The sequence below is a fragment of the Paenibacillus validus NBRC 15382 genome (assembly GCF_004000985.1).
Lineage (GTDB): Bacteria > Bacillota > Bacilli > Paenibacillales > NBRC-103111 > Paenibacillus_G > Paenibacillus_G validus.
Genome location: NZ_BIMH01000045.1, coordinates 1 through 19,907, shown reverse-complemented (window position 1 = coordinate 19,907; position 19,907 = coordinate 1). Strand labels below are relative to the sequence as shown.

Annotated in this window: 19 protein-coding genes; 1 reads left to right on the top strand and 18 read right to left on the bottom strand. The window is 46.1% G+C overall.

Annotation, left to right across the window (positions count from 1 at the left end):
• Nucleotides 1-164 precede the first annotated feature (164 nt).
• The 17 genes from PVA01S_RS26975 to PVA01S_RS21380 all read right to left on the bottom strand — a co-directional run bounded on the left by PVA01S_RS26975 (nt 165) and on the right by PVA01S_RS21380 (nt 17,509).
• A complete protein-coding gene (locus tag PVA01S_RS26975) occupies nt 165-389 on the bottom strand; it encodes a stalk domain-containing protein (protein ID WP_174817605.1) in 225 nt (74 codons plus the stop codon).
• 116 nt (nt 390-505) lie between these two features.
• Nucleotides 506-1,489, bottom strand: a complete 984-nt coding sequence (locus tag PVA01S_RS21455) for a hypothetical protein (RefSeq protein WP_127609429.1) — start codon at nt 1,487-1,489, stop codon at nt 506-508.
• Entirely contained in the window at nt 1,476-2,024 is a 549-nt protein-coding gene (locus PVA01S_RS21450) for a hypothetical protein (protein ID WP_127609427.1), read from the bottom strand. The genes PVA01S_RS21455 and PVA01S_RS21450 overlap by 14 nt, the downstream gene beginning before the upstream one ends.
• Before the next feature lie 10 nt (nt 2,025-2,034).
• Nucleotides 2,035-2,424: a hypothetical protein gene (locus PVA01S_RS21445; protein WP_127609425.1), complete on the bottom strand. Its 390-nt coding sequence runs from the start codon at nt 2,422-2,424 to the stop codon at nt 2,035-2,037.
• Between the two features lie 84 nt (nt 2,425-2,508).
• Complete coding sequence (locus tag PVA01S_RS21440; RefSeq protein ID WP_127609423.1) at nt 2,509-2,988, bottom strand: ABC transporter permease; 480 nt, start codon at nt 2,986-2,988, stop codon at nt 2,509-2,511.
• Between the two features lie 76 nt (nt 2,989-3,064).
• The gene (locus PVA01S_RS21435; RefSeq protein ID WP_127609422.1) at nt 3,065-5,134 is read right to left on the bottom strand and encodes a CBS domain-containing protein; all 2,070 of its coding nucleotides are present in this window, start codon (nt 5,132-5,134) and stop codon (nt 3,065-3,067) included.
• Nucleotides 5,124-6,995, bottom strand: a complete 1,872-nt coding sequence (locus PVA01S_RS21430; protein WP_127609420.1) for an ATPase, T2SS/T4P/T4SS family — start codon at nt 6,993-6,995, stop codon at nt 5,124-5,126. Before PVA01S_RS21430 ends, PVA01S_RS21435 begins: the two co-directional genes overlap by 11 nt.
• Complete coding sequence (locus tag PVA01S_RS21425; protein WP_127609418.1) at nt 6,992-7,837, bottom strand: CpaE/TadZ family protein; 846 nt, start codon at nt 7,835-7,837, stop codon at nt 6,992-6,994. Before PVA01S_RS21425 ends, PVA01S_RS21430 begins: the two co-directional genes overlap by 4 nt.
• 33 nt (nt 7,838-7,870) lie before the next feature.
• The gene (locus PVA01S_RS21420; RefSeq protein WP_127609417.1) at nt 7,871-8,578 is read right to left on the bottom strand and encodes a hypothetical protein; all 708 of its coding nucleotides are present in this window, start codon (nt 8,576-8,578) and stop codon (nt 7,871-7,873) included.
• 11 nt (nt 8,579-8,589) lie between these two features.
• The gene (locus PVA01S_RS21415; RefSeq protein ID WP_127609415.1) at nt 8,590-9,702 is read right to left on the bottom strand and encodes an SAF domain-containing protein; all 1,113 of its coding nucleotides are present in this window, start codon (nt 9,700-9,702) and stop codon (nt 8,590-8,592) included.
• 46 nt (nt 9,703-9,748) lie between these two features.
• On the bottom strand, nt 9,749-10,357 hold the full coding sequence (locus tag PVA01S_RS21410; RefSeq protein ID WP_127609413.1) for a hypothetical protein: 609 nt from the start codon (nt 10,355-10,357) through the stop codon (nt 9,749-9,751).
• Nucleotides 10,345-10,554, bottom strand: a complete 210-nt coding sequence (locus PVA01S_RS21405; RefSeq protein WP_127609411.1) for a hypothetical protein — start codon at nt 10,552-10,554, stop codon at nt 10,345-10,347. The genes PVA01S_RS21410 and PVA01S_RS21405 overlap by 13 nt, the downstream gene beginning before the upstream one ends.
• Before the next feature lie 88 nt (nt 10,555-10,642).
• Nucleotides 10,643-11,587, bottom strand: coding sequence for a ParB/RepB/Spo0J family partition protein (locus PVA01S_RS21400; protein ID WP_254611424.1), 945 nt, complete (start codon nt 11,585-11,587; stop codon nt 10,643-10,645).
• Nucleotides 11,535-12,362, bottom strand: a complete 828-nt coding sequence (locus tag PVA01S_RS21395; protein WP_127609407.1) for a ParA family protein — start codon at nt 12,360-12,362, stop codon at nt 11,535-11,537. Before PVA01S_RS21395 ends, PVA01S_RS21400 begins: the two co-directional genes overlap by 53 nt.
• 439 nt (nt 12,363-12,801) lie before the next feature.
• Nucleotides 12,802-13,809: a hypothetical protein gene (locus PVA01S_RS21390; RefSeq protein WP_127609405.1), complete on the bottom strand. Its 1,008-nt coding sequence runs from the start codon at nt 13,807-13,809 to the stop codon at nt 12,802-12,804.
• 3 nt (nt 13,810-13,812) lie between these two features.
• Nucleotides 13,813-16,155 carry a coiled-coil domain-containing protein gene (locus tag PVA01S_RS21385; RefSeq protein WP_127609403.1) on the bottom strand — a complete coding sequence of 781 codons (2,343 nt, stop codon included), beginning with the start codon at nt 16,153-16,155 and terminating at the stop codon, nt 13,813-13,815.
• Between the two features lie 13 nt (nt 16,156-16,168).
• Nucleotides 16,169-17,509 (bottom strand): ATP-binding protein, encoded by a 1,341-nt coding sequence (locus PVA01S_RS21380; protein ID WP_127609401.1) that lies wholly within the window; start codon nt 17,507-17,509, stop codon nt 16,169-16,171.
• 68 nt (nt 17,510-17,577) lie between these two features.
• On the opposite strand from PVA01S_RS21380, the gene PVA01S_RS21375 reads away from it, so the two are divergent.
• Nucleotides 17,578-18,603 carry an HNH endonuclease gene (locus tag PVA01S_RS21375; RefSeq protein ID WP_127609399.1) on the top strand — a complete coding sequence of 342 codons (1,026 nt, stop codon included), beginning with the start codon at nt 17,578-17,580 and terminating at the stop codon, nt 18,601-18,603.
• A gap of 64 nt (nt 18,604-18,667) precedes the next feature.
• Here PVA01S_RS21375 and PVA01S_RS21370 read toward each other — a convergent pair whose 3' ends face one another.
• Nucleotides 18,668-19,537, bottom strand: a complete 870-nt coding sequence (locus PVA01S_RS21370; RefSeq protein ID WP_127609397.1) for a DNA adenine methylase — start codon at nt 19,535-19,537, stop codon at nt 18,668-18,670.
• Nucleotides 19,538-19,907: the final 370 nt, after the last annotated feature.

The window sequence follows — 19,907 nt, the reverse complement described above, 5'->3', positions numbered from 1 at the left end:
GTAGCCGCGCTTGCATCACGCTTATTTCCAATCCATCCAAATACAATGAGAATTCAATTCCAATAACAAACGTCGCCGTTTAGTGCCTACCTCAGAATAATCGTTGTCCTCAGTTATTGAGGAATAGACTTAAAATCATTATTCCGGTACTTCTAGTTTCACTTCTAAATCTTTTGTTTTCTGATCCCCATCTTTTCCGCGATGAATCGAACCGGCACGAGCGTCCGGCCATTTTCATCCACAAAAGCCTGTGCGTCGGGAAACCAGATTTTATGACCGTCCATAACGACGCTGACAAAGGATGGAGGTTTGCTCGCCGCGTTTGCCATCATACTGAACAGGCTGCAAAGCATAACGGTGACTAGCCCCGATAATATCCATTTTCTCACGCGATTCACTCCTCTCAATATTATTGCTAATGACGAATTTGGTAGATTTCGACTGTTAGATTCATCATAGAACCGAATCGGCGGAGTGTCCACTTTCTGAAATAGCTGTCGTCTTGTTACGATGGTGCAGGCGGACAACCAAGCGGCATATAGCCTTTTAGCGCAGCCGCTTTTTCGCTGGAAAACGTTTCTTCCACCGGATAGGAAAAGCCGCATGTGGTGTGATAATACACCTTCATGCTTCCTTTTCTGGCTCCAACAATCTCCGGCTTCTTGAGCACGCGGCTTCCGCCGAGGGCGTAGTTGTTATAAAACTTGCCTCCCATCGGAATGCCTTGAATAAAGGCAAGTACCCCGACATCATCCACGGTATTGTGCCACTCCTCTTGCGAAATCGTTGGCAACGTGAACGTGTAGGAGAGACCAAATCGGGAAACCGATTCGTTATGTTTGTTGATCCGGTAGGCCAATTCGTCCTCGATTGCGCGGACAATGGTACTTCGGCGCACCTGCTCGAATCGCTCCGCGTCTTTTAGCAGCGCAATGTTCGTCTGCTGTCTAACGTCGACTCGCAAGCCCTCGTGCCAGCTTCGGCTGCCCGCATCGTAAGCGAGGACGAAATCGTCCAGCGTGAACGAAAGGCTGTTGCCCGATAGATCGGCGTAGGCATACGGCTTTTTCGCTCCCCAAACCGGTTTTCGTTCCGTGTTCCCGTCAGTTCCCGTCCACTCGTCCTCGGCATAGATGTAAAAGCCGTCGTACCCGATGACCACGACTGCCGGGATATACCGGTTGAGTACTCCTTGCGCAATGGGATCGTCGGCGATGCCGAAGTTTGTGTATAGCGTTCGATAAAAAGCGGCAATTGCTTCGTCTTTATTCAGCGCCACCCGCTTGGCCGATTCGTATTGCGTCTCCCGTTGCTGGTTGGCATTGACAGTCAACGTTCTCGCCGCGTCATCCACCGCCGCATTCAGCGCGGCATTATACCGCAGTTCGGTCAATAGCGCCTTCCGCTGCGTTTCGACTTCGATCCGGTTCACCGTCGCAAATGGCAGAAAAATGAGCACCCCAACAATGGCCCATTCAATGATCTTCATTGCGCACCACCCCGCCGTATGGAAGGTATATTTTTTCGATCGGACTGATGGCCTGGTTCAGAAAATCGAATAGGGTCGTGCCAGGTGTCCGGTTCGTATTTTCAACCGTAACCGCAAAGGTATCGCCAACCCACAACTTGTAACGTCGCGCCACATCATCTTTTCCGGCCGTGCTGTTCGGGAACAGAACGGGAAGGATCTGTGCGTTATAATACGTGTAGTAGTGAACTTCGTAGCTGCCCCGAAAAGTCTCCGGCCTTGTTGGGTCGTCATACACCGGCACGTACTTTTTGCTTCCGTGTTCCATCTGCACATCGAAGGTGTTGCCCGTTGCCGCAATCGTCTCCAAAAAGTCGTTATACATGGTCGGCGACACATAACCTTTATCCCGTACCGCGTCCACAAAAGCTGTCGTCGCTTTCAGGACGACCAGTTCGGAAACATCGTCCTGTTGGTCGAATGCAGCAGAAATTGGGTAAAGGTAGAGCAATAGAATGGCAATGAGCAACGCAAATATTTTCGAAATACTGTTCATGGCATTCTCCTTAACGTGAGACGAAAATAAGGCGCAGCAGCTGACCGGACGCATCCCGCTGGGCGACTGCCGAATACCGGGCATTCAAGCGAATCCCGAAGGGGACGAACTGTTCCCGATCAAGCGGCGGCGCATATCGAACGCCGTCCACCACGATTTCCGCTTCTCCCGTCTCCAGACGGGCAATGGATTGCACCACCTCTGCGCCGGATACGATGCCATCGCCAGCCTGGGGCGAAAACGACTGCTGCATGTTGCGGTCCAGCGACTTTCCCGACACATAGGCGGTCGAGTTCAGCGCAGCCCCGGTTTGAAAGAGCAGAAGCCCGCTTGTGACAGCCATCAGAAAGAGGAGACAAGCCACACTCATCTCCAGCATCGTCCTGGGGGCATGTTCCATTGGTTTCCCTCCTTGGAAACGCAGGGGCGTCCGTCAGTAGAGGACACCCCATAAGCGTTTTATGATAGTCAAGGTATCGATCGCTTATTGCTGTCGGAACACGATGCCGCGGATGACGTTGCTGCTGTCGTGAACCAGTTGCGCCCGGAATTTGCCGCTCGGATTGACGTAGTTTATATCTGATTCATCGACCGCATGACTGAGTTGCCCCGGCGCTACGCCAATGACCGAACCATAGGTTACGCTGTCCATCGGAACGCCTGTATTGATCACTTTTCCATACCACTGGCCGACCGGATTTTTCCCCGTGACGATCTGAATGCCAAACTGGTCTTGATCGCTGAACTTGCGCAGCGCATTAACCACCTGGCTTCCTGATAGCGTCGTGTTGTCGTACACTGTAAACGCCGTTTGTGACAGTTCGGTCTGAATGTTACTGAAATTGCTTTGCGCCGCTTTGGTTGAGTCTTGTGCGGAAATAAACAACACAACGGCGAGGGTAATGAGTGCGATGGCAAGAAAAATGCCTGCTGCCATCACGAGTGCTTTCTGTGCGTTAGACATGAACCGATCTCTCCTTCAAATGAAATAGAAAATAAAAAAGACACTTCCTGTTTGGAAAGCGACGCAACATGGCCGCTTACTGGATGCGCTGAAGCTGTTCGTAGTAAACGGACATTTGGTGCAGGCTGACGATAACGAGTGGAATGACCAGATAGCCGAAAATAAGGGCCATCATTGGCGCAAACCCGATCCATTTTCCCCAGCCTGCCTTTTGCTCGATCAATTGCTCATATTCCTGTTTGCGCTGCTCCTGCGCGTAGGCTTGCTCCGACTCCAGATCGTCGAACGCTTCTCGAATCGGCAGGCTTTGCGCCGCCAGTTCCAGCTTTTCAACCGTGCGGACGAACGGCAAAAAAGGCGCATCCTCTTTGAGCTGCGCCAACGCCTGATCCGCGCCCTGTTCGAAATGAAGCAAGCAGGTCTGCAGCGGCTCCTTAAACACGCGGGCAAACTGCTCCATCCAAATGAGCAGATGCTCGACCGACATACGGTCCATATCTGCCAGCATCGCGATGACGGCATGCAGTTGATCCACTTCATGCTTCATCTCCATCTGCCGCATACGCCTTTGGAACCACCGAACGCCGACCGGCATGGCGTAGCCGCCCCAGCCCGCGAGAGCGGCGAGGAGCGTTTCCCACCACTTCACATACTGATTGTCCAGCTTCGCGAGCTTGCCAAGGATGCGCCGAGCCGCGGTGCGAAGCTGATCGTCCGGATTCGTCGTCGGCGATTCGCTGCGGAGCAAGGCCATAACCGTTTCTTCGGTGCGGTTCTTCACCTCCTTAGCGCGATCAATGATGCGGCGATCGAGCGCCGCCGCTTCACGCGCCTTGTTTTCCTCCTCCGGCGAAAGTTGGCCGAACAAGATGCCAGGCTTCACTGGCGCATACAGGATTTGATGCCGACTTGCGGCATGCAGCGCAATAAACATCCCGAGCACAACCAAAAACGCCATGCCTCCCGCCACGATGCGCTGTACATAGAGCCATTCCAGCCGAAGTTGCGATGCGGTTTCCTTGAGCAACTTGACCATGCGGTCGGCTTCTCGGGAACCGGGGGCGGGGCTGATGCGATGCACAAGCCAGCGCATCCACGGCCACTCGTACACCCGTCTCTCCCATCTTTTTCGGCCGGTCGGTTTTGGACTCACGTCCAGTTCCTGAATGTTGCGCAGCAGGACATAGGACAGCCAAACGACCGCCATTAAGCCGATTTTCACGATCCAGCCGGCGGTGCTCGCATAAAAAGCGTCCATCGCCGGAAAGTAGTGGCTGGCCCAAGCTTCAATCGGCCGGGTAAACAGCAGCGGCAACAGCGCGATAGCGGTCAGTCCCTGCAACAGGAAACCAAGACGCTCGCGACGCAACAGTTCCAGATTCAATTCGGTCGCGAGCTTCCCGAGCGCCTTCAAGTACACGGAGCCGGTAGTGGTTCGTTTATCGCCGTACTCTTTCACCAAATGCGACAGCCCGGCCAAACCCTGCAAATAGCGATTCGGCGCGCTCTCGATGTACTGCGCCAGCCGCTGCTCCGCGTCGCTTGTTGTCAGCACATCGTATATTTCGTGTCCATGCAGCGCCATCTCATACGGCGCACCGTCCGTCGCTTCATAAATGGCTTCCTCCACCATCCCATGACGATGATAGTGGTGACGCACATCCGAGAAGAAATGCCGAAGTTGCCGTAGCAGGCGCGTTTCCAGACGATGGACGAGGTTGTCCGAAAAGATGCCGTGGCCAACCCAGAAGCCGATGGCGATCATGCCAAGCGTGACCGGATCGCGAACACCGAATGCCAGCGGAACAGCCGCTGCAATCAGCATGCCCCAAATAATTAGAGCCGTCTTCATCGTCTCCAGCCGCAGCTTCCATTCATCGCCAAGCTGGAGGATGGTCATTCGTTTACGGAGTTGAAGCAAATAGGCACGCAGAATCGGCACGCGCTCGCATAGGCGGTACAACTGCTGCAAGACGCTATACAGCGCTTGCTTTTTGCGGGCTTTGCCCGGCTTGCGCAGCGCTTCATACCGCCGAACGGCCTCTACGTCCGAACCGTAGCGGGATACCCATTGAAACGCGGCCAACATCGCGAGGAACAACACCGTCGCCGCACCGAGCAATAGGGACAGCCATTCAAGTTTCATCGCTATCCCCCCAATGAACCGCCAAAAACGCCTCGAACGCCGCCTGGTCTGGCCCGGCGAGACAAGCAGCGATTTCTTTGCGGCTTTTCTCGGATAGCGGATGAACAGCGACATACCGTCCGTCTCGGTATTCGATTACATTGCGCGCGGCATAAAGCGGTCGATCCGTCGTGCGGCGGAAGTATTCGAGCAACGTCTCCATAAACGCCGTCATTTTCTCTTCGGTCGTTGCTTTGTGGCGGAACGAATCCGGGTAGGCCACCTCCTGTTCCACCGGCACGCACTCGGTAATGCGCTCGATATAGCGATGTCCGTCCGTGTCCCTTCTCAAATGAATGTCAAAGTTGATGACACTGACAACCTGCTGCTCGGCCACTTTCTCGTTTGTAAACACCCCTGTCTTCAGCAACGAATTGCGCAGCGAGTAGACGAGATCACGGAACGTTTTGGCGTGATGCGTAAACAAAGTAAACAGTGAAGCGACCTGCGCCATCTGCACCATCCAGGCGGCAACCGGGTCGGTCGCCACTTCCCCCAAAATATTGACCGAGCCGTCCGTTTTTTTCTGAATGTCCAGCCCGTCCTGCCCGGAGATCGTTTCCGTTTCCCGCAAACTTACAATGTTGCGATCCCGGTAAATTTTCCGAAGTTGAAGCTCAAAGGCCATTTCCTGCACCCGAATCGGTAAAATAGCCGGAATGTAGCGCACCATCGCCATCAAAAGCGTCGTCTTGCCGCTGCCTTGCGCGCCGGTAATGGCCGTAATGCGCTCGCCCATGACCAAATATCGAATCAATCCAATCGGAAGTTCGGCATGATCGTCTTGAATCAACTGTTCCAGCGTAGCGTTTTGGACATCGAATTTGCGCACAAAAAAAGCCCACGATTCACTGAACCGGGGGCGCAACACGACGACGCGGGAACCGTCGGCCATTTCATTCACCTTAAAACCGTTCGCTTCGGACAGTTGGCCGGGGAAATTATGCTTGTACACATTCTGGCACACGCGCCTTAGCTCTTGTTCCGAGCCGAAGGACAGAAAGCTCAGATGAATCGACTTTCCTTTATAAAACAGCCATACGCTGTCATGTGACTTCGGCACCTCGCGAAGTTGTGCTTCTTCCTCCAAGCTCCACTCGCCTTCCCACATCGCGGGCGGGATGCCGGACACGCCACCCGATACGCCATCGATTTTCATATCGCGGATTTCGTCGATGACGCTAAATCCTTTGTACTGCTGGTATATCCGCTGTACGATGATCTGCGTTTTGTCTTCGGCGGACAGCTTGCGCACTTCCCGCTTGTAGATGTCGCGGATTTCATCAGCGGTAATCCGGTAAGATTCGATTTCTTCGTCTTCCATGCTCCGTTTGGGGCGATCCAGTTCGTATTTTTGGATCAGTTCATCCAACGCCCTCAAACGATGTTGTTTCTTATATAGATAGAGCAGGATGTCAAACTGATCCTGTGGCGTGAGCGCTTGCGGATCGTCAAACGGCAGAAGCCGATTCAAGTTATCGTCGTCCAGTGTATAGCGCTGCTCAAGCAAATCGGTGATCACTTGCTTCACATAGGCCTTGTCCCGCAAATCACCGGACGTGCAGCCCCGCAGCGCTTTTTTCAGTTCCGCGCGCTTGTTTTTCCGGCGGCGGTATTCTTCTTCCGATAAACCATAGTCGATCAGGTTGCTGCTCGTCATCTCATGCAGCGCCACTTTCACAAACGCAGTCATCGCTTCCAGCGTATAGACTGGCTTTTCGTCCGACTGCTCCGGCAAGCGGCGGCTCATGCGCAAATAGAGCAGGACGCCGACCGCGATGAGGATGCCTGCTATGATCAATCCGTTCAAAACGAACATCATTTGCCAACGTCCTCCTTCCCGCCGAAAAGAGGATTGCCTAAACCAGCGCGCTGGGTGATCGCCTGCGCTAACGCCCGCACTTGTTGCACAAAAAGGCTGTTTTCATGATCGCGAGGCACCTTCCGGTTGCGAAATAAAAAATGAATAGCGTCTCCTTGCTGGGCGGCATCGAGCCAGCCCGTATTATGGACAATCGGGTACGCAGGCTCCCGGCGGTAAAACTGACGCATGACGTTTTTGATCGTCAACGACGAGCGAGGATCAACTTGTCCGAAAACGAGCAACAGCTTCCGATTGGACAGTAGCTGCGCCTCCACCAGCGGAAAAGCCTGCTCCAATTTGAGTATATTCTGTGGCAGACAGACGACCAGCAAATCCGCCTGTCGCAGCAGACCTCGTGTCCACTCCGACACGTCGCCGCTTCCTCCGTCGACCAACACCAGATCGTATGCCCGCCTTGTCAGTTCCAAAAGCGAGTCAAGCCAGTCCCGTGCGGACGAAACAAACGATACGTCCGGTTTGTTCGATCCCGGTAGGATGTCGAGGCGCTCGGCGAGCAGCGGCAACGTGTAATTCCGTAGCAATTTCGGTTCGAGCTTGCGGTTTTGCAATAGCCTGAGCAGCGCGTCAATTCCTACGTCGGAGGTGACGTCCGCTTTGCTTGTCCAAGATCGCCTTGGGTAAAATCCGCGTTCAATGGCTGCGTATTCACTTTGCAAATGCCCGAGCAGCAAAAGACGCGAGGAATATTCAAGTCCGAGCAGCGCGGCGGCGGCGATCAGGTTGCTCGTCGTACCGGCTTGTCCCGAAATCGGACTCCAGAACACCACAGTAAAACCCATTGCTTCATCTCCTTTCGTGCAACATTACCGGATTCACGCGCGCTTTCGGGAGCGCGCCCATGCCTGCCGAGCCGTTTTGGCATCGCAATCAAACAACTGTTGCAGCATGTCGAGCACGGTTCGGCGATACGTCCCGGACAGCCGCCTGATGTCGATGCGGCCATGATGCTGGTTGTCGAGCTCAACGGATAGATTCCGTTCGTCAAGCGGAAAGCGGAACACGGTTTCCTCCCAGCGCACAGTCTGGTGCGGCAGCAGCGAATCGATGTACGACTCAGGTATGGCGGTCGGCAAGGTGGGGGTAATCAGTTTGTAAAAGGTGAGCGGTTGTCCCTCCGCTTCGTGAAGGCACAGCCGCTGCATCAGACTCGCATTGATTTGCATGCCCAGCCGACTGTAATTGCTGCACCAAACCCGCTTGTCATAGCCCGGTAAGTCTCGTCCTTTCACAAATTCGGTGTGATCGGTGTCAAGCAGCATGACATCATAAGCCGCTTCGCCTGCGGATTGAAGGACAGAGCGCTCCAGTTGCGCTGATGTGAGCAGCCCGGTCGCCACATCGATGCCTTCAAACTCCCGCAGCGAATAGCCGAATTCCACTTGAGGCAAATAGCCTTGCATCGATTGGGCGAGTGTAGAATCCACGATCAATACCTTTTGCTCCAGCGCCGTGAGCAGCTTGCCCAGCACAAGGAGCAAGTGACTTTTGTCCGGCGCGCCGAAAAACACGATTTTTTTCATGAGGGCCTCCTTCACTGATTAAAAATGTGCTCCAATTTATCTTCGCTGGCAGGCTCTCCCGACGGCAAAGCCGGCACTTGCGGCAGTGATGGCGCTGGCGCTGGTTCCGTTTCCGGTCCATTTTCATTCGTTGTTAACGAATCGGAAGGGGAGGGCAGCGGCTGCACGGTTGGCGGTTCATAATCGACTGTTGATGATGTGTCTATCGGTTGCGACGGAATCGCTTCTTGCATGGTATTGCCTTGTTGCGTAACAATGCGCTCATTTTGCAGTTGCTGCTGAACCGTTACACTGCCGCTCGTCACACGCAGTTTGTCCGACTCGCTCATCGCTTTGAGATTGTCATCCAGTGTCGCGCGAAGCTTGCGGGCAAGCTCGGTTGTCGCTTTTTCGAGCAGGTTCGGATCATGTTCCATCAAATCGAGCACCTTCGGATTGGCAGGATAATTGACCACTGCCGCTTCCTGCAATCCAGGCTCGATATAAGGCAGGGCATACAGACGAGCGCCTTGCAAGTAGGCGTCGATAATCGCACTTGACGTTTGCAAAATATCCAGCTCATTCATTTCCAGCCAGATGACCGTGCCCGATAACTCCCGCGCTTTCTTTTTTGAAAGCAGGACAAAATCCTCGCCAGTCGGGAAGTTGATTCTCACGTCAATGTACTGCCCCTTTTGCAAATTGGAGGGAAGCTGAATGACATGAAACTCCTGTAACCGTAAATCCTTGGGGATCGGTGCGCCCTCGTACAGCATCGATGGCATCAACGGCGTGCCTGGCTGCAATTCGATTTTGACTCTTTTGCCAATGACCGAATTTTGATCGGTAATCATCCCGGATGGCACCAGACTCGCAGGCATTGTTTCAGCCTTAATGTCTTGCGCCGTCACGGTGCCGCCGGCCGGGATGGTTCGCGCCACGGTCCAGACGTTTCTGCGCGATTGTTCCTCTATCGTTTTCAGTTCCTCGATTTGCCTTTCATAATGTTCCTTCATTTGCTGCTGCTTCTGCTTTTGTTCCGATTGGTTAATCAGAGAATAAATGACCGCAGCCACAAGTAAACAAACACTTATAGCGATCGCGGTGATAATAAGCGTCTTACGGTTCCGATAAGTCCACGACATCGCTCACGTCTCCTCTCTCCTCAATACTGAAATGCTTTCGAACGTTTTACCGGGCATCGTCACGGCACTTTAGCTTTTGCTGGACCGCAGCCTGATGCTGCTCCAGCTTTTCTTGCGCCCATGCGGGCATATGCTCCGGTTTTATTAGGCCGATAAAATCCTCCCGATTCCAGCGAGACTCCTCTCCGGTATACAGATTTAACACGTAGACGGCGCGGCCTCGGGAATAGGCAGAGGTGCCAAAACCGCTTTGTGCCAATACAAGCTGATTAACTGCAGTGCGATATTCGGGACGCAACCGTTCCGGTCGGATGGCGACGACCTGGTTGTCAATGCGCATGTCTTCGCGAATGGGCTGACATTGTGCCTGGGTGAGGGGAGTTAGGGGCACCAAGACGGTTGCCCGTTCTTCTTTGAGATCCTCCAGTTCCCATTGCACACGGGAAATAAAGTCATGCATGGCCTCAAGATAATCCGCGCCAGCTGAAATCGCGTAAAATTGCTCGACACCCAACGAATTGTTTCGGGTGCAGGTACACACCATGTACGGATGATCAACATTGGTTTCGTCTATGCCAAGCAGCACTTCCACCTTCCCGATGGAGATGGCCTGATAGACTTCGTAGTTGTCCACCATTCGCTTCATTTCTTCCATCGTCCGTCTTCCTTTCCTGGCAAGTTGCGGTCTTCCTTCGTTCTCCGGTTTCGTTTGGATTGACCGGTTTCACGAGATTCCTTTTTTCGCGTGCGCGTCTCCTCCGTCTCATCCTCCAAAACTTCAATGCGGTTGAAACCCGGTTTTTCTTGCATCAGGCGCTCATACTGACGACGCCTCCCTTTTGTGAAATACATCGCTTATCGCCTCCCCAAAAATGGGCATAAAAAAGCTCTCCGTTATAGGGGAGAGTGCCAACGAACAGGATAAGTATTCAAATACAAGTTAGCGTTCCTGTTCCCGTTGCCGCTTTTTATACCAGCTTTCCAATAGTTGCACGATCAGGTCTTCCTTTTGCTTTTCGTTAAAGTCCCTCGGAAAGAAGCGGTCGATCCGCTCGCGCTGAATGGTCATCTTTTCTTTTTGGTTCGGCTTCTCCTCCGTGAGAATCGAGAAGATGACATCCACGTTAAGCCGCCCGTCCTGGCTCAGTTTTTTCATGCGCTGTGCCTGCGCCAACGATGGAGTGCAATCTTCGGACTGCATCGTCTCGTACAGAGCTTGCTGTTCTTCTTCGGCCAAGTATGAAAGCTCCACGGCCGGATTAAAGGCGATTCGTTTATCGTCCACCATTTCGAGAATGGAGGGGGTCAGTTCGGTAAGACGGATATATCTAAATATTTGGTTTTTGCTCTCTCCAACTTGCTCCGCCAATACTTCACTGGACTTTTTCCCATCTAACTTGTTCCCAACTTGGGAACGAGTTAAATCAGTTCTTTGTCCTTGCCGATTCATCGCCTCCAGCTTCATCTTATAAGCAAAAGCCTTCTCACTCGGCAAGATATACTCCCGTTGCAGGTTGCTATCCACCATAATGATAGTTGCTTGATCGTCGTCCAGTTCACGAACGATACAAGGCATCGTTTCCATACCTGCTAGTTCGCTCGCTTTCTTGCGCCGGTGTCCTGCTACCATTTCATAGCCGCCGTCCGCCTTTGGACGCACCAGGCCGGGAACAAGAACGCCGTATTGCTTCACGCTGTCCGCCATTTCCAGCATCGCTTCATCTGCTTTCACCTTGAATGGATGACCGGGAAAATCGCTAATTTCCGACAAAGGGATTTCCATCACCTTTTCCCGCTGCTCATCGGCGCGGCTCTCTTCGGTGGAGAACAAATCAGCGACTGTGGTCAGTTTGATGCTGGCGAGCCTGTCGTCTCTCGTTGCCAATGCCTTGCACCTCCTTCGTAAATGCGGCATACGCCTCCGCAGCTTTCCCATCCGGGTCATGGGCATAAATGCTTTTTCCCTTGGCGCTCGTTTCCGCCGCGCGAATGGATAAAGGGATTTCAGTGTTGAACACGCGCAGCTTGTCCCCGTAATCGCGCCGAAGAACGAGCGCAATATCTTTAGCGAAATTCGTGCGACTGTCCACCATCGTGAGCAGCACACCGTCCAAAACCAACTTCGGATTGATCTGCCTGCGTACGCGGGCAATCGTCTGCAACAGTTGCGTCATTCCCTTGGCCGGCAAATAATGCGCCTGAACGGGGATAATGACGCTGTCCGCTGCCGCCAGCGCATTGATGGTCAACATACCCAAACTTGGCATACAATCGATCAGAACGTAATCGTAGTCAGCTTTAACCGAATCGATGTACGAACGCAAGATCGTTTCTCTGCTCATCGTATTGACAAGCGATACCTCGACAGCGGACAGTTCGATATTGCCCGGCATCAGGTCAACACCTTCACTGTGATGCAAAATTCCTTCCTGTGTTTCATAGGATTCCTCCAGCATCGTTTTGACCAGCAACGTGGCTAACGATACCGACAGACTATCCGGTTCATGGAACCCTAACGAGTCCGTCAGGTTACCTTGCGCGTCCGCATCGACCAGCAAAACCTTTTTCCCATCGGCAGCCAAACCGATTCCCAGATTAACTGCCGTTGTCGTTTTGCCCACGCCGCCTTTCTGATTGGCGAGGGCGATTACCTTCGTCATCCAGCATTTCTCCTTTCACGCAAAAAGCCGATTGCGCTGAATAACAGTGCAACCGGCTTTTTGAATAGTATCTATTATAAAAAGAGAACACCGCAATAATGGCGTTCTCTTGAATATTTCTATATCACAGTGGCTTCATTTTCAAATTTCTGGCGGGCTTATTCTATCGAATTCAACATGTCTACACACACGACGTCCAAATCCATGTCCAAAACGACGGAAACTCCAATTTTGTCTTTAAGTACCTTATTTTTGAAATCCGCGCCGTCCGCCGTGAAAGTCATAAATCGCGCAAAGTGTTGAAAATAAAGGATTTCTACGTATCGATTCGTTGAATTCCTATTACGCACTCCACATGTGTGGTTTGCGTAAAATGGACAGAACTGATGTGGCAGTATTCGCTTGCTTAAAAAGACAACGACTGACCCCCGAGAGCCTTTTAGTTGACACTAAAGATGTTATCAAGTTCATCCTTTACAACGTACTGTAATTCCTGAAAGTAGGAATATTCAGGTCTACCGGCAAAGAGGGATTTTAAATGGGCTTGTTTAATAGGATTATTTAAATAATACTCATCGATTGATTTAACAATAGTCGTTGGCATCTCATCGTCCGGTACACTAAAGTGATTAATTCTTTTTAGAGTAATGGATACGACCTTACTCAAAGCGGCTAAATAATTCTCATTATCTGGAGAATGAATATCAAAATAGAAAGCTTCATCTTCGATTTTAAAGTACTCACCATATGATGTTTTTATTTCCTTGTTTCTTCTTATGAAGTTACTTAAATCCCCTTCTTTAAATATTTTCCCAGTTTTATTTTTGAATGAGTTAGGGAAAATAAACTTCGAGACTTCATTTAAATACCTTACTATTTCTTCTTGATACTCAAATTCACCGTCTTTATCTTGCTTTTGAATAATAAAAGCCCTATCTTTACAGGTTGCACCTGTCAATAATAGAAACCAACAAAACACTGTTGATTTTGCTGACATTGCCTCGGTTTCAAGTAAAGGCTCCTGAAGCCTATTAACAGTCTCTAAAATACAATTATTATAAAAGTTGTTATTTGCTAACTGTATTTTATCCTCAAGTTCAGTATAACTGATATAATCCTCATAATAGTCAGTTAGTAAACTAATTAACTCTAACCCAGTCGGTAAGAGAAACAAGAGATTTTCTTTGCTGTCATTTTCATCCAGTTCTAAACTCACAATAACCTTATTTTCTAATAAAAACTGTACTAATTCTTTATTTTCAACAAATAAATCCATGTTCTGATTTAATAGCTCTTCCTTAGCTTTTGATTTACTTACTGACCGTGCTGTCCACAACTGTTTAAAATACTCACCACTATCTGAATTTTTCCTGGAATTAACGTATGATTTACTACTGAGAGATACTTCATTCAATAAACCTAATAATTTTGCAATTTCAACTTTCAAAGTTTATCTCCTCGCTTTGAGTTCTGCAATCTTTTTATTTTCGTCAACGTCAACAAATATTGCTGTGGTCAAATAGTCAATTCCGCATAATGCTTGATAAACGTAATCTTTATAGACACCTACATCTCCCCATTCATCAACTAACAAAATAGAACCTAATTCAGCACCTGTTCGTTTAGTAGCAAGCCCGTATACTGTCATTGAAGAGGTTATTCCACCATGAAATTTTGACGTCTCTGGTAAACCCTCCACAAAAAAGTCACTGTTTAAGAAGTCATAACCTAGTACTTCTCGTTTCTCTATCCCAGTATCAGTGTTAACGAATGCGAAAGGACATCTATCCTTAATTCTTTCATTAATTAATTTTATTACCATTTCAAAATCATTACCTAAATTCTGCTCATTGCTAGTAATTTCTTTCTCTAACTTTGTAAGAATATTTGCATCGTTACTTTCGAAATATCTTCTCTTATGAGTAAAGTACTCAGATATATTTCCTAAAAGATCTTTTGTCTTCATGAGAGGGACTGTTCTAACTTCAATATCGCCCCCAACTTCCATTGCATTGTATTCTTGCTCCAATTTTTTCCTTCTATGTCTTAGCTGTTCAATTGCTCGCCTCAAATCCGCTATTTTTAAACTCGTTTCCTTCATTAATGAATGTTTGCTGCTAATAATTTTTTCCAGTTCGATTTGTAACGAAAAATCTAGTGTAAGATTATAGTTTCCACAAACTTCTTCTAGGTAAGCCAAATCTTCGTCACTAACTAGTACGTAAGCAGCATCATATTTTTTTCGCATGACATCAATTTCACCGTATTGACCACTCTTATCCTTGTACGCCCTTTCCAATTGATCTATCTCTAATTTAGTGGTCCTAATTTGCTCCTGTAATTCTTCAACTATATTGGAAAGTCCATTCATGCCATTTATATCGGAAAAGTATTCTTCTGTCGTATTGAATTTTAATTTATTTAGTTGGGCAAAGAGCCTTTCAAAATTTCCTGTTAATTTTGAAAGTTCCTGTGTCGTTGTTTCAGACTGCTCCATCTTGTGTTTTAGCTCTGAAAGATTATGGATTTTTTCGGAGAAGACCTCTATTCCCAACAGCTTCGTTTTCAAACTTATTCCCGAAAAACTATAGTTTGCAAGGGCACGGTGAGCTTCGTAAGTTTTATCATCGACCCACAATAGATCACCTAATAATCGAATCCTTGTAATATCGTTGTTATCCAAAGCACTGATAAAATCCTTTATTATACTCTCAGGCACAATTAAATTTGATTTTATTGATTCAATGGAGTCCTTCAATATAGCAATTTCTGTGTGAAGTATATCAAAATCCTTTGTTTGCTTAATAATTATGTCTTCATAATCTTTCTGTTGTTCTTCTAGTTGTTGTAATTCTAATCGTTTAACCCTTATTTTTTCAAAAATCTGTTCAATATTAGTTTTTTCTAACGCAAGCTTTAAAAATGTCTGTACTTCATCTTTTGCTAAGATGCTAACAATCTTTTCATGTTCCTTTTCTAATTGAGAATGATTTACTTTAGTAATGTTTAATAAATCATTAAGTTGTTTGCTTTCATTCGTAACTTCAATAATTTTTTGTTTCAAGTCATTTATCTGACTTAGTAGCAATTTGGGACTAATTTTTGGTTTCTTTGAATTGAGAAGCTGAGTGTAATGTGTAATATACTTATTAGCTTCCTCACAGAATAAAGCTAAATTGCTTGCTTCCTCGTGTCCTACTTGGGTAACAAAATTTCTACCTACTCCTACAACCTGAACATCAAAAAAGTTCTCTAGTTTTCCTCTATATTCTTTCCAATCTAATTCGCTAGATAAACTTATATCTTGTAAAGGAAGATGACCTTGGTTAAGTTTATCCCACCTTACAACGTTGGCAATAGAATCCTTCACTATAACTTCAAATCTATAGTTACTGTTGTCAATAACCAATGTTGCCGATACACCGCTAGATATTTCTTTCATAATCACTTTCGATTGTTTAATTAACTTTTTATCCTCAATGTATGGCTCCGCTGCCGCCCAGTCAAAACCCAAAAGAGTAGAGATATATATTAACGTTGTAGTCTTATTTCTCATGTTGGTTCCAACAATTTCAAATATTTTCCCCTTATTTTCCCAATGAATAGGATAATCATCCTTTGCTACATCAAGGGATATAAAGGTTTCCCCACCTAATATTGCAGTTGATTTACTCTCTGACATTTCTTTCAAATGTCCCAATATCTTTTCGCTGTCTTCTTTATTAGAAGAAAACCTCTCCAGAATATCTGAAACCATTTTTAAATATTGATTATAAACAACTGGGTAATTCAAACTTGCCGCCCCCTTAAGCTAATCCCCTGTTTTCATGCGAATCAAATTTGCAGACTTTCCCTTTGTTTTCTGATAAAACAAATACATGAGCTTTCGGTATCGTTGATAAAATATCTTTAATTTCGTTCGGTTTACTACTACATTTTGAAGCAATCTTTTGTATAAACTTCCCTTTCTGCTCGGCAACTTGAAAGCAAATCTTTGTTCCAGTACAAGTAAAAACTGGACCACTAAAGTCCTCAGGTTGTTGAGAGGCCAATATTGCGGCCAAGCCAAACTTACGAGCCTCTCTAACTATTTTATCTACAGGAGTATCAGATTTAAAAGACAGGTTATGTGCCTCATCTAAAACAAGAAAACAACTAAGTTTGTTAGGTCCTCGCGAAACAAAGTAAGAATAAATATCCCACAAGAGAAATTCCGTTACCACTTTTTGAGGTTTACCATCAAGCCCATTGAGTTGTAGAACAGTAATTTTATTGGAATTAATTCCGTTGAGCCAACTGAATTTAGCACCATTCGGGTTAAATGAATTAAAAGCAAAAAAATTCGAAATGTGCGAGAATGTTAGCTCGGCTCTTTTTTGCCTTTGGTCTTCTTCATCTTCCGATATGGCTTGAAGCTCAGCGGCTAAATGAGACAAATGAGGAGCATCCTTTGTCCAAGTTTCTGGACTTTGTTCATAAATTCCCCTCTTTTCATAAATTTCAACTATTACCTCTCGAAGAAGTGCTTCCTGATGGACTCCAATATTGTAAATTCTATTAAATGTCCCAGATATTCTAACAGCTACACTCAAAGGACCTCTGACATCACTCTCCCTAATTTCTAGGGGATTCAATGATACACCGAATTTGCCAATATTAACTTCTTGGAAATTGCCTCTGAATTTGTTTGGAAAGTTCTTCTCTTCATAACTCCGGGAGTAGTCAATGATAATTGTTGGTAAACCTATGCGTGAAAGTTCACATATAAGACCCGTTATGCCATAGGTCTTTCCAAAACCACTTTCACCTACTACCATAAGATGGGGGTTGGGGGCAGTTAAAGGATTCCAAATAACTTGTTCCCCTTCATTTGTTTTACCGATCAGTATATCTCCGTGAATATTCTTTCTATTTTCCACCCTCTGTTGTTTGCTTTCTGGTTTAGTTGTTGTATCATCATCTTCTGCGATACTAATAGATTTTTCAGTGGATGAAATTGGGCGGTCGACCTTAATTACATCTCTCTGAGAGGAGATTAAAGCCACTTGAACGGGACTTACATTAAGTGTTTTGGCAATCTCATGGATTTTTCTTCCTTCGGAAAGCATGTTTTTAACCAATCTAACTTCTCGATCATTTAACGACATTTCCTTACCTCCGCCATTTACAAAATAAAATACAAAAAATTAAAATATCGTTAGGGAGGAACTAATCTATGCTTGATTTCCAAGAAAAATTCGTTCTAAATAGTATGATTAAAAGCAACGGGACATCAAACCTAAATATGATAACTGACGAGTATAAGCGAACTATCGATCTTAGATTCAACGATGTTTTAAATGAGGGAAATAAGTCACCCAGATGGATGAATCTAATAAGAAAGGCTCACCATTCATTAAAAGATAAACAGTTGATTACAGGCTATGAACTAGGTGAATGGTCCCTAACTCCTCAAGGTTTTCAGTTAGCAAATGAATTATTAAATTCACGTTCGACAATAAACAAAATTGTTTTTTATGCAAATGAAGATATTGCTAATCAAATACAAAATAAGGAAGCAATCACATTAGGGACTTTGTACCCTGTTGATAATAGTATACCAGAAACAATAGCAAGTACCGTACAAGGAATCTTAGTGATAGAAACAAAAATTGTCTTTGTTTTCAAACTATCAAAATTTGAAATGTTTGACAACTTGATTTATCTTGAAATATGCGATTTGGAATTACTCGAAGAGAATTTCGATAACACTAAACAAATGGAAAAAACTTTGGAAATATATCTTAGAGATGTCGTGCAATTAGCTCCGGTAGGATTATCAACAGAAGAAGAGGAGCCGCCTCAAACGTTAGTCTCCTCTGTCGTGAGAAGAATCAGGGACACTCCTATGTCCCAAAAGTTAAAACAGAAGTATAATAATCATTGTCAAATCTGCGGATCGGCAATTATCATAGGCGTAGATCGCTATTATTCCGAGGCACATCATTTAAAACCTTTAGGTAGACCACACTTCGGACCTGACATTGAATCCAATCTTATCGTTCTCTGTCCCAATCACCATGCCGAGTTTGATGGAAAATCCATATCTATCAATCCGGAGACTTTATTAATAGAGCACATTGAAAGCAACAACCAGTACATAAAGAAAACTTTGAAACTAAGCCTTCATAAAATAGATTTAAAATTTATTGCATACCACCATGAGCTTTTTTGTGAATTGTTGCAAGCAAACAAAAAGTGAATTCTTCATGTATTAATTAAAAATGAGCCTTTAGATTAAATCTAGAGGCTCAACAATATTTAATTTATGATAGAGTAACTTGTTCGAATTGCATACCATCAAGGGATTCGGAGATCTCTTCAATATTCGTAATAAATAATTCCTTCCCTTGTTTTCGTTTTTCTTTACTTTGAACAGTTCCTGCGGAGTAGGCCCAACCAGTATTGAAAAAATGCACTCCCGGCATATTGCCGTAGAGATTTCTAATTTCAGGACAATTGTCATATGTTAACAAAAACCTATGTTTTGTAGTTGCAAGTAGATCTCTTAATCGAATATGATCTTCAATAGTCATTCCTTCGTCATACAATTGATTACCTTTTATATAGTACGGTGGGTCAATCATTAGAAAGACATTTCCCCTTGACGGTGCAACTATCGGAAACATAAAGTCGTCTGAAGTTATTCTTACATCTTTTAACTCGGTAGAACAAAGTTTTATCCTTTTTATTAATTCTTGTCCGTTCCATCTGCAATGAATCGGATACTCAGACTCTTGCCGAAATCCACCGATTGGAGCTGCACTAAGTATCCCTGAATAGTTGGTTCGATTTAAAAACAGTGTTCTAAAAGCTATTTCAATATCATCTTCAGGACTAGAGAATCTTATTTTCTCCCACAATTCTATTGTGGGTTGAACATCTTCAATCATGCTGCACAGTTCATCTGGTTGGTCTCTTATGACTGAAAATAATGTTGCAATATTACTATCCTTATCGTTTAACCATACTTTTTTCCCTTGAGTTGTTAGATTTAGAAAAATAGAAGCGCCACCTAGGAATGGCTCACGGTACTCATATGTATTATGCTTGACCTTATCCCAATATGGTCGTATTAATTTCATAACTCTCTGCTTAGAGCCTGGGTATCTTAATGGAGATGTAACTTGAATCATTCTTTTCTTCCCCCAATCCAAAAGTGACACTTAAATCTATTGATTTGCATATTTAAATTAGAATCAATATTTAACTATATTAATACTTTTTCTTATTATTGGCCAGTTTTATTTTTCTGGGCTTCCACCAAGTTAGTACGTACACTGAAATCAACAAAAAATTACACAAATCTAACAAGGTTAAACTCTCGCCAATACCAGTGGTTTTATTCATTCGGTACTGGGTAGGGTTATTTCAGAAGTTAAGTTTTGAAATACTCATAAAAAAGTGATTTTGATGGCTTAATATTTGAGCAAATTTGTTGCTTGATACATCAATTGAATTGTACTTAGCTTATTCCTTATCTAAGGAGTTACCCCTACTGTTTTC